A 13644-nucleotide genomic window follows, 5' to 3' on the forward strand; every position below is an offset into this window, starting at 1 on the left:
CTACAGTAGGGGGTCAGTCTTGAGGGTGAGGAGGTCGACAAACGCCTTGGCCATCGGCGACTTCTGGTCCTTGCGCTGGACCAGCCACACCGCTGACATGGCCAGGGGATCGAGCAACGGGCGATAGACCACGCCGTCGATGCGCATCCGCTGGTAGGACGCCGGCAATACCGATACACCCAGCCCCGCCGCCACCAGGCCGATGATGGTCATGGCCTCGCCGGCTTCCTGGGCAAAGTGCGGGCTGAAGCCGGCGTCACGTGCCAGGCTCAGTAACTGGGCGTACAGACCGCTGCCATAGCTGCGCGGAAAGAATACGAACGGTTCATGGGCCAGCGCCGACAGAAACAGGCCCTCCTCACTGCCCACCGACAACGGGTCCTTGGAACTGAGCACCGCCACCAGTGGCTCGCGGGTCAGTTCGACCACCTCCAGCGAGTCCGGCAGCGGCAAGGGCCGCATGATGCCGACCTGGATCGACTCGTCCACCAGGGCATCGGCGACCTGGGTGCTGCTCATCTCCCGCAGGTTCAGGTGCACGGCCGGGAAGCGCTGGCGAAAGGCAAAGATGGCTTGGGGGATGGTTGAGTTGAACGGCGCCGACGAGGTGAAGCCGATCTTCAGTTCGCCCAGTTCACCAAGCTGGGCCCGACGCGCCACGTCGGCCGCCTTGTCGACCTGGGCCAGCACCAGCCGGGCTTCTTCGAGAAACAGACGACCGGCTTCGCTGAGCTCGACCCGACGATTGGTGCGCTCGAACAGACGCGCGCCGACCTCCTGTTCCAGCACCTGGATCTGCTGGCTCAGCGGCGGCTGGGAGATGCCCAGCACCTGTGCTGCGCGGCCGAAATGCAGTTCTTCGGCGACAGCGATGAAGTAGCGCAGATGGCGCAATTCCATGAAAACTCCATTAGGTCGTAAAACCTCTTAAACAGGTCGAACAATATATTGGATAGAAACATTAGCCAGCTATATGCTTTTTTCATTGCCTGCCCGGCCGTGCACTCCTGAGGTCCCCCGTGAAAACTGCTGTTGCGCCACTTGCCCATGATCTTCCGCCTGCCCCACAGGCCCCCGGGGTCGCCCAACTGCACGAGGTGTACATCGAAAAAGGTACGCCGATGTTCCTGCGCACGGTGCTGGCGCTGTTCAGCGGCGGCTTCGCCACCTTTGCCTTGCTGTACTGCGTGCAGCCAATGATGCCGCTGTTCTCCCATGAGTTCTCGATCAACGCCGCGCAGAGCAGCCTGATCCTCTCTGTGTCCACCGGCATGCTCGCCATCGGCCTGTTGATCACCGGCCCACTCTCGGACCGCATCGGGCGCAAACCGGTGATGGTCGCAGCGTTGTTCGCCGCCGCGCTGTGCACCCTGGGCAGTGCGATGATGCCGACCTGGGAAGGCATCCTGCTGATGCGCGCGCTGACCGGCCTGGCCCTGAGCGGCCTGGCGGCGGTGGCCATGACCTACCTCAGTGAAGAGATCCATCCGCAGCACATCGGCCTGGCGATGGGCCTGTACATCGGCGGCAACGCCATTGGCGGCATGTGCGGCCGGCTGATTGTCGGGGTGCTGATCGACTTCGTCAGCTGGCACACGGCGATGCTGGTGATTGGCGGGCTGGCGTTGATCGCCGCGGCGGTGTTCTGGAAGATCCTCCCCGAATCACGCAACTTCCGCGCGCGCTCGCTGCACCCACGCAGTTTGCTCGATGGCTTCACCATGCATTTTCGCGACGCCGGCCTGCCGCTGCTGTTCCTCGAAGCCTTTGTGCTGATGGGCGCCTTCGTCACGCTGTTCAACTACATCGGCTACCGCTTGCTGGCCGCGCCGTACCACATGGACCAGGCCTTTGTCGGCCTGCTGTCGGTGGTGTACCTGTCGGGCATCTACAGCTCGGCGAAAATCGGCTCCCTGGCCGATCGCCTGGGGCGGCGCAAGGTGCTCTGGGGCACCATCGTGCTGATGCTGGGCGGATTGGCCGTGACCATGCTCAGCCCCCTGCCGCTGGTGATCATCGGCATGCTGATCTTCACCTTCGGCTTCTTCGGCGCGCATTCGGTGGCCAGCAGCTGGATCGGCCGCCGCGCCACCAAGGCCAAGGGGCAGGCATCGTCGCTGTACCTGTTCACCTACTACGCTGGGGGAAGCATCGCCGGTACGGTGGGTGGCGTGTTCTGGCACCAGGGCGGCTGGAACGGCATCGGGTTGTTCATCGGCACGCTGCTGGTGATTGCACTGCTGGTCGCATTGAAGCTAGCGAAGTTGCCGACCTTGGCGGAGAGCGCCAAGTCCTGACGCAAAAAAGGGCCGCATGGCGGCCCTTGGGTGGGAATACGGTCTTAGTTGAGGATTTCCACCTGATCGACATCGATCTCACGCTTGAGCAAGCCCTTTTCCACTTCACCGGTCAGCTTGACCTTGGTTTTGTCGTTGAAGGCGACAGCAGGCATGTCTTCATCATCGATTTCAACGGTGACCGTACCGCTGGAATCCTTGAACTCGTATTTGTCGTCGTTGTTCAGTTTCTTCACCACAAAGCCCTGCAGGACGACAGGCGTGTCGTCAGCCGCTTCGTTGGCCGCGGCCACCGTGGTGATGGGCTCGGCACCCGGCCCGGTGTAACCGGCAGCCAGGACGGCAGTGCTGAACAGGGGGGCAACGAGCAGAGCGAGGTAGCGTGCTTTCATGGCGATGGTTCCATCTGGATTTCGATGGACCCAGCGTATACAGGCTCGCTGAATTGAAACTTAATCTGCGCGCAGGCACTGGCTTGCCTGCGAAAGCGCAATGTCTGATACGGCCCAGGCCCCATTCGCCAGCAAGCATCTGCCTACAGATCAGGCGCTGCTTGTATCCGCAGTTGAGCTTCCAGCCGCTTATCGCGTTTATCCAGTGTCAGCGACTGCACCAAGCCTCCCTCCAGTTCGGTGTGGTGAATCCAGCTCAATAGCGTTCGCGCATCACCACTCAAGGTCAGGCGCAAAACATCTTCCTGCACATCCAGTTGATGCAGGTCGAGGCCATCGGCAACGGCCCGCTCGCTGAGGCGCACCGCCAGGGGCTGCGTGTCATGGCCCCGGACATTGGGGGCCTGGGCACGGCTGACCTCGGCGGCCAGCACCAACCGCTGCTGGTACACCCGTTCGGCTATCGCCAATCGCGCCTGGGCCGGTTGCCACAATCCGACGAAAACCAACACCGCCAGTAATACCAACCCCAGCGCACTCACGGCCTGTCGGTCGCGGGGCGCCAACCGTTGCCAGATCGATAAAACCGCCGCCGGTAATTTGGGTATCCGCACGTTCATGGCTGATGCTCCAGGGTCAGCAGTGCCTGGACCCCCTCGCGCACCTTGCTCGCGCCGCTCAGCCTGATCGGTAACTGACTGTTCTGCCCCCGCTCGCGCAGTTGCTCCAACTGAGCAAAACTGTCTGCGGTGAGTTGCAGCTTCCAGCCTTCCGTGAGGCGGTACTCAATGCGCTGCACATCCACGCTGCTGGCGCCGATGACCTGCTGGGTCAGTTTCAACAGGCGCGCAACCTGAGTGTCCTGTGTGTCCGCACGGCTGTGCTTTTGCAGGACCTTGAGCTGGGCGGACAGGTCGACGATGCGTGTTTGTTGTGGGTACAGGTCCCTGAAACGTTGCTCGCTCACGGCGTACAAACGCTGGGCCTGAGCTTCGAGAAAGCTACTGCGTGCCTGCATGAAACCCCACGCCAAGGTGAACATCATCAGGCTCGAGAATCCCGCCGCGGCCCAGGGAAACCGCCGATGCCGGCGCGCAAACTCGCCTTGCAACAGGTTGATCGGCTGTCTCTGCGTGCCCTGCCCATGCAGCGCCGGATAACCGTCCTCGAGCCAGCAGGTGATTTCGGGCAACCGCGGCCTGAGCAGCGCCAATTCAGGCGCCGACAGTGCAAGCCGCGCGGGCACCGCACCACCGATGAGCCAGCGGCCCAGCCACCACACGCCATAGGCCTGGTCATTGGGTAAGCGGTCGGCATCGACCTGTACCAAAGCCAGGGTGATCCCCAGCCGGGCCATCAACGCCAATACCTGTGCAAAGCGCTGCCGATTGACCACCCACAGCCCGTAGCGCCCCAGCCGGTCACGGGGCGCTAAACACAGGTGCAGGGTCTCGAGGTCTTCGCACAGTTGTTCTTCGATGGAGTAGGCAACGGTCCGCACATCGGGGCGGCGACGTGAGGGCCACGTTTCGGTCTGCAGCCAGCCACACATTTCCATCGGCAACACCAGGCCGACCGCCTGCCCCTGCAACTTGGGGGCGGCTTCGGCCAGCGTCAGCGCCAGTTGTTCACCCGATTCCGTGACCAGGCAGCAGGGCCATTGTGCCGAGGGTTCAGACAGGCCTTCGGCGCTGAGGTAAAGCCAGGAGGTCATCACGAGGACTCGCTTGTCAGTGGGTTCAAAAAACGTCGTTGCAGGACACTCGCCTGCCGGGTTTTGGCATCGAGTTCAACTTCGCTGACCAGGCGCAATCGAGCGGATCCGAAAGCAACGTCTACGGTGATGAGGAACCAGCGACTGCCCAGCCCCAGGCCATGGCTGCCCAGCTCAAGCCCCGCAAGCAAAGGGTCTTCGACGAACGCCTGGACCGAGCGATAACCGTCCACAGGACGCTGCTGCACCAATGTGCGGGCCGTCGCGTCGTTGATGTCGGCAAGGGTCATTAGTTGCTGCATCGAGGCCGTATTGATATTCAGGCTCGCGTTCTTGGGCAGCAGTGCAATCATCGGCTGCAAATGGCGCAGCTCATCGGCCTCGACACCGGCTAGCGCCCGCAACTGACTGAGGTCGGTCAAGCCGGCGAGACCGGCCTGCGCAAGGTTTTCCAGGTGCTGATTGTGGATATTCAGTTGGGCCAGCAGGCGCATCCAGCGCGATAGCATCAAGTCGTCGACTTTGTTCGTGCTGATCAGCGACGTCAGGTTGAAACGTGCTGCCAGGTCTTCGATACGGATATGCAGCGTGCCACCGTCGAACTCAAGGGACGGTTGCGCCTTTGCCCAGTCCTGCGCCAGATTGACGTCAGGCGACGCCTGCAGGTCGGCGCTGCGCAAGCGCTGCAACGCCCAGCGTTCTGCGGCAAACCCGGCCTGACGCAACTGCACCTGGTACAGCTGTTGCGCGGTGCTTTTGACCACTAGCCGGTGGTTACGCAACATCGCACTGGTGAGCAGCAGCGCCAGGCTCATGACCAGCAGCACGCTGATCAATGCCACGCCCTGTTGCCGACTCACGATGCGCTCCCCGGTAGTAGCAGGACCCGGCGAATCTGCTCGAAACGCGCCGTCGAGAAGGTCAGCTCCAGCGCCTGTGGCCGATCCACCGGTTGTCCCGCAGCGGCCGGCCAGTCACTGCGCCAGCCGAGCTTGCCATCGTAGAGCCGCCAACGCAGTTCAAGCACGTCGTCCAACAGCTTCTGGCGCTGCGCGACAGGGTGTTCCACACCCAGACTTTCGCGCCACAACGTGCCTTGGTCGAGGCGATAGGTGACGTTCTGCAGCTCGCTACGCGGCTGATCCAACGGGTTGCGCCAGTTACCGCGTTGCAACTGCAAAACGCCTTGCTCAAGCACCAGCGGATGCACAGTCACCTGCAACACATCCCGCTCGATCACCGCGACGGCCCGGAGCAAGGTGCGCATGTACTGCTCATGGTTTGCACCGCTGCGCTCGGCACGGACCACGCCATCGAACAAGCGCCAACTGGCCAACCCCAGCACGGCGAAAATCGCCATGGCGATCACCAGCTCAAGCAAGGTGAAGCCCTGCTGCCTAGTGGTCACGGGCATCGATCCAGCCAGTGGCACGATGCACCACGCGGTTGTTGTCGGCCCGGCTGACGCTGACCTCGACCTCGAGCAATCCGGAATCGATCGCGGGCCTGACGACCTGATCCAAACGCCACTCACGCCGGTCGAAGTGCCGCCTCACATGCTCGCGCGCAGTGGCCGGTACAGCCCCCACCTGCAATTCGCTCAGATGGTTGTCCACCAGCCAAACGCCACACAACTGCTCCTCCAGCCGAGCGTTTTGTTTGAGCGCATATTGCCCGGCGGCAATGACGGCAGCCGCCAGCGTGGCAAACACCACCAGGGCGATCATGATCTCCAGCAAGGTAAAGCCACGGTGTTTTCGGCGCGTCGGGCGAGGCTTGCGCTTACTCATCCAGCACCGCCTCGTTCAAGCCATCGCTAGACAAGCTGATCAGCGATCGCTTATCGGCCCGCAGGTGCAAGGTGAAGGCTGTGCTTTCATCGCTGCTGAGCAGCAACAATTGCGGCTGTTCCCCGGCAGTGCTCAAGCTCGGAATCTGTCCTGGCAGCTCCAGGTGCAGCTCAAATCCCTGGGGCAAACGATAGACACTTCCAACCGGGCGCCAGCCCTGTCCCTCGAGGCTAAGCACCTGATAGCTGTCAGGCGCCAGGCGCAGACCGAACTCACGCCCTTCCAACACCGCCTGCTGACGCAGCGTGTGCAGCACCTGGATCAGTGTGTTGGCCTCCTGTCGGGCCAAGCGCGCGGGGGTACTACCGGTGGCCAGCCCAACCATGCCCAGCAGCACGCCCACCAGCACCATGACCACCATCAGTTCGAGCAGGGTAAAACCCCGGCATGCCTGGCGCATCCGTCAATGCCCCCAGTTGCCGATGTCCGCCGCATTCCCTTCACCACCGGGCAACCCATCCGCCCCCAGGGAGTACAGGTCATAACTGCCATCCGCCGAGTGAACACCCGGGTTGAGGTACTGGTACGGCGTCCCCCAAGGGTCCACCGGGATACTTTTGAGATAACCCTGCGCGTTCCAGTTTCGTGGCACCGGCGCGCCTTGCGGATACTTGACCAACGCCTCCAACCCTTGCTGGGTGGAGGGATAGCTGAAGTTGTCCAGCCGGTACATTTCCAGGCTCGTGGTGATCGCCTGGATATCGATCCGGGCCGCCGTGACTTTGGCCTGGTCGGGACGACTCATGAACTGTGGCACGACGATCGCACCGAGCACACCAATGATGACAACCACCACCATGATTTCGATCAAGGTAAAGCCGCGCTGCGCGCGGGGATTTGAATGGGGGACAGGGTTCATTGATCAACTCACCAATTGGTTCAGACTGAGAATGGGTAACAAAATGGCCATGACGATTAGCAGCACGACGCCACCCATCAGCACCAGCATCACGGGCTCGAACAAGCTCACGACCAGGCCGATGCGTGCCGCGAGGGTCTTTTCCTGCTGCTCGGCAGCGCGCGCCAGCATGCTGTCAAGCTCTCCAGCGCGTTCGCCACTGGCGATCATGTGCAGCATCATCGGAGGGATATCACCGCTTTGCTCCAAGGCACGGGTCAGGGTGCCGCCCTCGGTCACGGCGCGGGCGACGTCGTGCATGCGTGCGCGGATGGTCAGGTTGCCGATCACGGCCGCGGCAATGTCCAAGGCATCAACCAGCGGTACTGCACTTTTGCCGAGGATCGCCAAAGTGCTGGCAAATCGTGCAGCCTCCATGGTTCGCAGCACCTTCCCCAGCAAGGGCAGGCGCAATACCAATGCGTGCCCGCGCAGGCGCAGGGAGGGCTGAAGCAAGGCCCAGCGCGCCAGTAACCCGAGTATCGCCAGCAGCCCCAGCAACAGCAGGCCATGGTCGCGCAGGCCGTCACTGAGCAGGATCATCCCTCGGGTCAGCAGAGGTAATGGCTGACCACTGTCGACAAAAATCTTCACAACATCCGGCACTACGTAACCCAGTAGAAAACCGACGATGGCCAGCGAAGAGACCATCAGGATCATTGGGTACACCAATGCCAGTTGGATGCGCTGACGGGACGCATGGCGAGCCTCGGTGTAGGCCGCCAGTTGTTCCAGTACAAAACCCAGATGCCCGGAGCGCTCGCCCGCCGCGACAGTGGCGCGATACAACTCGGGAAAGGCCCGGGGAAATCCACCCAGAGCGGTCGCGAGCGCGTGCCCTTCCATGACCTGCGTGCGCACCGCCGACAACAACGCACTGATCCGACGCTTTTCGCTCTGTGCGGCAACCGCACGCAAGGACTCCTCCAGCGGCAAGCCGGCCTGGATCAGCGTGGATAACTGCAACGTCAGCAACGCCAGTTCGCCAGCGGCCAATGAGGTGCCGTGGGCAAATCCGCGGGCGCGCGTCCCCTGGTGCTTTGCCGGCCCCACATGGCTTGGCAACAACCCGCGCTCGCGCAGCAATTGACGGGCGTGCCTGGGGCTGTCAGCTTCCTGAACGCCCCGGCATGAACGGCCATTGCAGTCCTGGGCACGGTAGTCGAATCCCGGCACGCCTAATCCTCCCGGCTGACGCGCAAGAGCTCATCGAGGCTGGTCAACCCTTCAAGTACCAACCGTTGCCCGTCCTGGAACAGGCTTGGTGAGTGCCTGCGTGCTTCCTGAGCCAGGTCCTGCTGACTGGCGCCCTGATGGATCAGTGCCGATAGCGCCGGCGTCATGCTGATCAATTCATACACACCGGTCCGACCGCGATAGCCTTGCTGGCAGTGGGCGCACCCACGAGCCTTGAACACGCGCGCCGGTGCCTCGACGCCCAGCCGCTGGCACTCCATGGCGTCGGCCAGGTACGGCTCCTTGCAGTGGGCGCACAGGGTGCGCAGCAGGCGCTGGGCGAGCACACCGACCAGTGATGACGCCAACAGGTAGGCATCGACGCCCATGTCCAGCAAGCGGGTGACGGCACCGACCGCACTATTGGTGTGCAGCGTCGACAACACCAGATGGCCGGTCAACGAGGCCTGCACGGCGATCTCGGCAGTTTCCCGGTCACGAATCTCACCGACCATCACCACGTCCGGGTCCTGACGCAGAATCGCCCGCAGCCCCCGGGCAAAGGTCATTTCCACCTTAGGATTGACCGGTGTCTGACCGATCCCCGGCAAGTGGTACTCAATGGGGTCTTCCACCGTGAGAATGTTGCGCGTCTGGTCGTTGAGGCTGGAAAGAGCGGCGTAGAGGCTGGTGGTCTTGCCTGAGCCGGTGGGTCCGGTCACCAGGAAAATCCCGTGGGGCCTGGAGAGAATCCGGGCGAAGTGCGTCAGTGTTTCGGGTGGCATGCCAAGGCACTTTAAATCGAGCCGTCCGGCCTGTTTATCGAGCAGGCGAAGCACCACACGCTCGCCATGGGCCGATGGCAGCGTCGAGACCCGCACATCCACCTCGTGCCCGGCCAGGCGCAAGGCCATGCGGCCATCCTGGGGCACGCGCTTTTCGGCGATATCGAGGCGCGCCATCACCTTGATCCGCGACACCAGCAAATTGGCCAGCTCGCGTCGCGGCTTGAGCACTTCACGCAATTGCCCGTCCACCCGCAAGCGCACCGACAGGTACTGTTCGAAGGTTTCCAGGTGAACATCCGAGGCCTTCTCACGCACGGCTTCACTCAGTAATGCGTTGATCAGGCGGATGATTGGCGCGTCCCCCTCCTGCTCAAGCAGGTCGGCGGTCTGAGGAAGCTGGTCTGCCAGGCTCAACAGGTCCAACTCGTCGTCCAGACCCAGCGCGACCTGTTCGGCGGCGCTTTGCCCCTCGCGATAAGTGTTGGCCAGGCGTGTGGCGAACTCCGCGGGCTCAAGCACCTGCAACGGCAGATGACGGCCGATGGCCCGCCGCACTTCTGCCAGCGCGGTCAGTGGCGTGTCGGCACGAATCGACAGGCTCAATGTCTCGCCAGCACCGTCCACCAACACCCCGGAACGCCGGGCGAAGCCGAACGGCAGTTGCTCGCCGTGCTCCGGCTGACGGGTCATGGTGTCGAGCGCTCAGGTTTGTGGTCAAACAGCTGATGCGGATCATTCGGCAATAACAACGAGTTGTTCTGTCGGTCCGTGGGCTGACTCAGTTCACGCAGGGCCTTGTAGCGGTCCTCACTGATCTCGGCGATATCCTGCCGGCTACGCAGGATGGTCGGACGCAGGAACACCATCAGGTTACTTTTGGTCTGAGTGTCTTTGGTCCAGCGGAACAACGCGCCCAGGTAAGGGATGCTGCGCAATCCTGGCACCCCGCTTTCCTGGCTCCGCACGCTGTCCTTGATCAGGCCACCGATCACGATGATCTCGCCATCATTGGCCAGGATGGTGCTTTTGAGCGCGCGCTTGTTGGTGATCAGGTCCGACGAATCGACACCGGACACCGAGGGTGCGATGTCCGAGATCTCCTGCTCGACTTCCAGACGCAGCAGCGAACCCTCGTTGATGTGCGGACGGATTTTCAGGCTGATTCCCACATCCTTGCGCTCGACCGTGGTGAACGGGTTATCCGCGCCGTTGCTGTTGGTGGTGTAGGAACCGGTCTTGAACGGGACGTTCTGGCCAACGATGATTTCCGCCTCCTGGTTATCCAGGGTCAGCAGACTCGGTGTCGACAACAGGTTGCTGCGGCTGTTACTCGCCAGGGCCGAAATCAGCGCGCTGAAACTGCCGCCACCGAGACGCAAAAACGAACCCTCGGGAGCAGGATTCTTGTCATTGAAATTCAACCCTCCCAGTACCGGCACACCGGTACCCGGGAAGTTGATGAGGCCTTTGGCATTCCCAGTGTCCAGGCCCCACTGCACACCCAGCGCCTCGACGATATCACCGGTGATCTCGACAATAGCGGCGTGAATCAGCACCTGCGCACGGGGCTGGTCCAATTCGCGGACGATGTTTTCCAAGGTACGCAGTTGACTGGGATCGGCGAATATCACCAGGGCATTCTGACGCTCGTCGGCCTTGACCATGACCGGCTTGGCCGATGACGAATCCTTGGTGTTTTTGTTGCCGTCTTGAGTGTTGAACCCTTGGCCCAGGGCATCCAGGACTTCAGCCAGTTGCTTGGCGTCACTGTGGTGCAAGCGAATGACCCGGGCACTGTCGAGCTTGGTGGTCGCAGGGACATCCAGTGACTGCGCCAACTGGACCAGGCGCTTGCGCACTGACTCCGGCCCAACGACCACCAGCCGGTTGGCCCTATTGTCCGCAATCACCAGGCTGCCAGCATCGGCACCGGACTTGCCCAGCGAAGCCTCCAGCACACTGGCGATCTCACCCGCCAGACCGTGGCGTAACGTCACGAGGCTGTGGGCGTTGCGCACTCCAGAGTCGAGTTGGCGCACCACCTGCCCGACCCGCCGGACATTGCTGGCGGTGTCAGTCACTACCAGCGCGTTGGCAGAAACCGAGGGGCCTACATAACCGTTGACCGAGACCAACGGTCGAACCAGCCCCGCCAGATCGGCGGCCGTGCTGGCGCCCAAGGCAATGACTTCGGTGACAAACTGTCCGTCACCCACTGCTTTCGAATCGCCCTGACTGGCTCGGGTCTTGGCCTCTGTCACCGGCGTGATGAGAATGCGGTCTCCTTGATCGATCACGGTGAAGTTGTGCGCATCCAGCACTGAATAGAACAACCGTCGCACCCCTTCACGGTCCAGTGCCTGCCGGGACATCACGGTGACCCGGCCTTCTACCTTGGGATCGAGGATCACCGTCGTGCCGAGAATCACCGACATTTCTTCGACGATATCCCGCAGCTGCGCATTGTTCATCGCCAGCTGCCAGCGCTCCTCTTCGGCCGCCCCCAGACTCGGGATCAACAGCGTCGCGAGCGCCAGGACACGCAGCCGTGCGCGGACGGCGCCAACTTGCATTGAAAACATCATTCAGGGACTCGGAGGTAGATCAGCACTTGGCCGAAGATGAAGAAGGGGTGGCGCAGGTCTTGGGGTTGTCGGGTTGAGCGTCAACACGCGAAGCTCAATGGCCGGTTGCAGGGTCAGCACTTCCTCGCGTCCCTTGCGCCACAACACCACTCTTGAGACCTCTACCCGACGCAACACACTGCCGCCTGGCAAACTTTCGCCCACCTGATACAAGCGTTCGCCGTCAGCCCCCGCCAACAACGCCCGCGAAATGCCGGCGCTGGAGACAAAGCTGGCGCGTAACGTCAAAGGTTCGGCGCTGCGCACATTGGCGGCGTGTTCCGCCAGGCCCAGTACCGTAGCGATGGCTTCGGGGTTGAACTCGATGGCCGGTAGCGCTTGCTGCGCGGGCGCGGCTGGCAGGACGGACCGCGCCAGCAGATGGTCGCGCGTCCGGACTTCGTTATCGAACAGATAAACTCCGTAACCCAATGGCAAGATCCACAAGACACTTGCAAGCAACTCCGGCCAGCGTGAGATAAAGACCGCCAGTGACATATAAAATCACCCTGCCCAGTCCATTACCGGCAACGACATGCCAAGTAACGAAACATGAAGTTCATTGACCCACAAAAAAAACGCTGAAAACCTGCTTGTACATCTTGCGAGTCCGTACTCGCCAGGCCTTCACCGCAATAAAACTGTTGCTCTCTTAAAATAAAAACTACCTCTTCGGACGGCCCGCTGCAGCGGACTACCCGAAGAGTTGTTACTTAAACTTACTTCTGATCCCAGGCCATATGCCAGTGAGCGCCAACTCCTGGTTCATAGCCATTCGCCGCAGGGCTGTACTGCTTGCAGTAACCCGAATAAGGGAACGGCTTGCACTCATAGACATTGCCAGTCTTTGGTTGCAGGACAGTGGTCCCAGCGGTGTATTCACCGATGTTGTTCGGGAACTCGAAGTCGTACTCATGCGCACCACCTTCACCCGTCACATTGACCGTGCGATTGTCCTGGCGAGTGGTCCGACCATCCAGGGTAGTACCCACCAGTGTCAGAGTGTGCGTGCCAGGGATACTGCGAATATCTATGGACTGCATTGTCGTGCCGCTGTCCATCTGCACCGCAGTGGAGCCGACCGACTTGTTGTTTTGGTCAAACAACGTGGCCTCAATGTTCATCGTGCGGTTAGCGATAACCCCGAAATCAACCTTGGCCTGACCTTTGTCCAGTACATATTCAGGTTGCAGTGACGCGACCATCAGACGTGCCGCCGCATCTTCCTGCATGTTCAACTGCACTTCGTAGCGGGTTACACCGCTATCCTTTTGTGCGTACAGCTTGTTTTCGCCTTCGATTGGTACGATGTTGCCTGCATCGTCACGGACACCGGCTCGCACCAGTTTCTGGCTCTTGTTGATCTGCTCGGCCAGTGCAAACGACCATTTCTCGGGCTTGCCGGCGTCAGCCGAGGCGATGCCGATTTCGACGCTGTGCGACGGACTTTCACCGTTGGCAGTGAAGGCGCGCGCCTTGACCTTGTCACCCGGCAACAGGGTGCTGGCAGGGGTTATGTTACCGACATGGTTCCATCCACCCGGCAACGCTGCCTCGGCCAGGACGTTGACGTCGACGACGTTGTAGAAGGCGGCATCAGTGTCGCCGACGGTCCAGATACCGAGAATTACATGCTGCCCGCTCTTGTCATTGGGGATCACGCAAGAGTGCTTGGCTCCGGAAATGGGCAGAACATTACCGCCGTCGACATAGCAAAATGGCGCGCTGTCAAAAGAGGCGCGTGCGAGTGGCTCGTTCGGATTCCAGCCATTTTTGGTAATGAAGTATTCGTGCTTGGTCGCCGGGTGCGCTGCGGTGTATGTCCAGGCGAAATCGATGTTGCGGTCGTTGATTTCAGTCAGGTGCCAACGTGTGGCGGTCTGCGCATCCACGGCGGAAAACAGG

At 61.5% G+C, this 13644-nt stretch carries 15 protein-coding genes; 1 reads left to right on the plus strand and 14 read right to left on the minus strand.

Going from position 1 to position 13644, the window contains the following annotated elements:
- Nucleotides 1–900 carry a LysR family transcriptional regulator gene (locus H7995_RS01585; RefSeq protein WP_166592097.1) on the minus strand — a complete coding sequence of 300 codons (900 nt, stop codon included), beginning with the start codon at nucleotides 898–900 and terminating at the stop codon, nucleotides 1–3.
- Nucleotides 901–1019: 119 nt separating this feature from the next.
- Between H7995_RS01585 and H7995_RS01590 the strand changes: the two genes are divergently transcribed.
- Nucleotides 1020–2297: an MFS transporter gene (locus tag H7995_RS01590; protein WP_265537078.1), complete on the plus strand. Its 1278-nt coding sequence runs from the start codon at nucleotides 1020–1022 to the stop codon at nucleotides 2295–2297.
- Between the two features lie 44 nt (nucleotides 2298–2341).
- Here the strand turns inward: H7995_RS01590 and H7995_RS01595 are convergent, their stop codons facing one another.
- The 13 genes from H7995_RS01595 to H7995_RS01655 form a co-directional block, all read right to left on the minus strand.
- Nucleotides 2342–2689: a YgiW/YdeI family stress tolerance OB fold protein gene (locus tag H7995_RS01595; protein ID WP_166592096.1), complete on the minus strand. Its 348-nt coding sequence runs from the start codon at nucleotides 2687–2689 to the stop codon at nucleotides 2342–2344.
- A 143-nt stretch (nucleotides 2690–2832) separates the two neighbouring features.
- The gene (gene gspM / locus H7995_RS01600) at nucleotides 2833–3309 is read right to left on the minus strand and encodes a type II secretion system protein GspM (protein ID WP_166592095.1); all 477 of its coding nucleotides are present in this window, start codon (nucleotides 3307–3309) and stop codon (nucleotides 2833–2835) included.
- Complete coding sequence (gene gspL, locus H7995_RS01605; protein WP_185817859.1) at nucleotides 3306–4403, minus strand: type II secretion system protein GspL; 1098 nt, start codon at nucleotides 4401–4403, stop codon at nucleotides 3306–3308. Before gspL ends, gspM begins: the two co-directional genes overlap by 4 nt.
- Nucleotides 4403–5263, minus strand: a complete 861-nt coding sequence (locus H7995_RS01610) for a type II secretion system protein GspK (RefSeq protein ID WP_322740471.1) — start codon at nucleotides 5261–5263, stop codon at nucleotides 4403–4405. Before H7995_RS01610 ends, gspL begins: the two co-directional genes overlap by 1 nt.
- Nucleotides 5260–5811 carry a type II secretion system protein GspJ gene (locus tag H7995_RS01615; RefSeq protein WP_232534578.1) on the minus strand — a complete coding sequence of 184 codons (552 nt, stop codon included), beginning with the start codon at nucleotides 5809–5811 and terminating at the stop codon, nucleotides 5260–5262. The genes H7995_RS01610 and H7995_RS01615 overlap by 4 nt, the downstream gene beginning before the upstream one ends.
- Nucleotides 5801–6193 (minus strand): type II secretion system minor pseudopilin GspI, encoded by a 393-nt coding sequence (gene gspI / locus H7995_RS01620; protein ID WP_166592092.1) that lies wholly within the window; start codon nucleotides 6191–6193, stop codon nucleotides 5801–5803. The genes H7995_RS01615 and gspI overlap by 11 nt, the downstream gene beginning before the upstream one ends.
- Nucleotides 6186–6653, minus strand: coding sequence for a type II secretion system minor pseudopilin GspH (gene gspH, locus H7995_RS01625; protein WP_166592091.1), 468 nt, complete (start codon nucleotides 6651–6653; stop codon nucleotides 6186–6188). The genes gspI and gspH overlap by 8 nt, the downstream gene beginning before the upstream one ends.
- A gap of 3 nt (nucleotides 6654–6656) precedes the next feature.
- Complete coding sequence (gene gspG, locus H7995_RS01630) at nucleotides 6657–7112, minus strand: type II secretion system major pseudopilin GspG (protein WP_166592090.1); 456 nt, start codon at nucleotides 7110–7112, stop codon at nucleotides 6657–6659.
- A gap of 3 nt (nucleotides 7113–7115) precedes the next feature.
- Entirely contained in the window at nucleotides 7116–8327 is a 1212-nt protein-coding gene (gene gspF / locus H7995_RS01635; protein ID WP_166592089.1) for a type II secretion system inner membrane protein GspF, read from the minus strand.
- Between the two features lie 2 nt (nucleotides 8328–8329).
- Nucleotides 8330–9805, minus strand: a complete 1476-nt coding sequence (gene gspE, locus H7995_RS01640; RefSeq protein WP_185817860.1) for a type II secretion system ATPase GspE — start codon at nucleotides 9803–9805, stop codon at nucleotides 8330–8332.
- Nucleotides 9802–11697, minus strand: coding sequence for a type II secretion system secretin GspD (gspD, locus tag H7995_RS01645; protein ID WP_371927899.1), 1896 nt, complete (start codon nucleotides 11695–11697; stop codon nucleotides 9802–9804). Before gspD ends, gspE begins: the two co-directional genes overlap by 4 nt.
- A gap of 3 nt (nucleotides 11698–11700) precedes the next feature.
- Complete coding sequence (locus tag H7995_RS01650; RefSeq protein WP_166592086.1) at nucleotides 11701–12237, minus strand: type II secretion system protein N; 537 nt, start codon at nucleotides 12235–12237, stop codon at nucleotides 11701–11703.
- Nucleotides 12238–12458: 221 nt separating this feature from the next.
- Nucleotides 12459–13644: lytic polysaccharide monooxygenase (locus tag H7995_RS01655; protein ID WP_185817861.1), on the minus strand; the 1186-nt coding region annotated here is incomplete at its 5' end.

The organism is Pseudomonas kielensis, from assembly GCF_014236655.1.
Lineage (GTDB): Bacteria > Pseudomonadota > Gammaproteobacteria > Pseudomonadales > Pseudomonadaceae > Aquipseudomonas > Aquipseudomonas kielensis.

Bases quoted from the DNA above. Each gene is read 5' to 3' on its own strand.
- H7995_RS01650 (WP_166592086.1), bottom strand. From the start codon at position 12,237: ATGTCACTGGCGGTCTTTATCTCACGCTGGCCGGAGTTGCTTGCAAGT.
- gspM (WP_166592095.1), bottom strand. From the start codon at position 3,309: ATGAACGTGCGGATACCCAAATTACCGGCGGCGGTTTTATCGATCTGG.
- H7995_RS01595 (WP_166592096.1), bottom strand. From the start codon at position 2,689: ATGAAAGCACGCTACCTCGCTCTGCTCGTTGCCCCCCTGTTCAGCACT.
- gspG (WP_166592090.1), bottom strand. From the start codon at position 7,112: ATGAACCCTGTCCCCCATTCAAATCCCCGCGCGCAGCGCGGCTTTACC.
- gspD (WP_371927899.1), bottom strand. From the start codon at position 11,697: ATGTTTTCAATGCAAGTTGGCGCCGTCCGCGCACGGCTGCGTGTCCTG.
- gspL (WP_185817859.1), bottom strand. From the start codon at position 4,403: ATGACCTCCTGGCTTTACCTCAGCGCCGAAGGCCTGTCTGAACCCTCG.
- gspE (WP_185817860.1), bottom strand. From the start codon at position 9,805: ATGACCCGTCAGCCGGAGCACGGCGAGCAACTGCCGTTCGGCTTCGCC.
- H7995_RS01585 (WP_166592097.1), bottom strand. From the start codon at position 900: ATGGAATTGCGCCATCTGCGCTACTTCATCGCTGTCGCCGAAGAACTG.
- gspH (WP_166592091.1), bottom strand. From the start codon at position 6,653: ATGCGCCAGGCATGCCGGGGTTTTACCCTGCTCGAACTGATGGTGGTC.
- gspI (WP_166592092.1), bottom strand. From the start codon at position 6,193: ATGAGTAAGCGCAAGCCTCGCCCGACGCGCCGAAAACACCGTGGCTTT.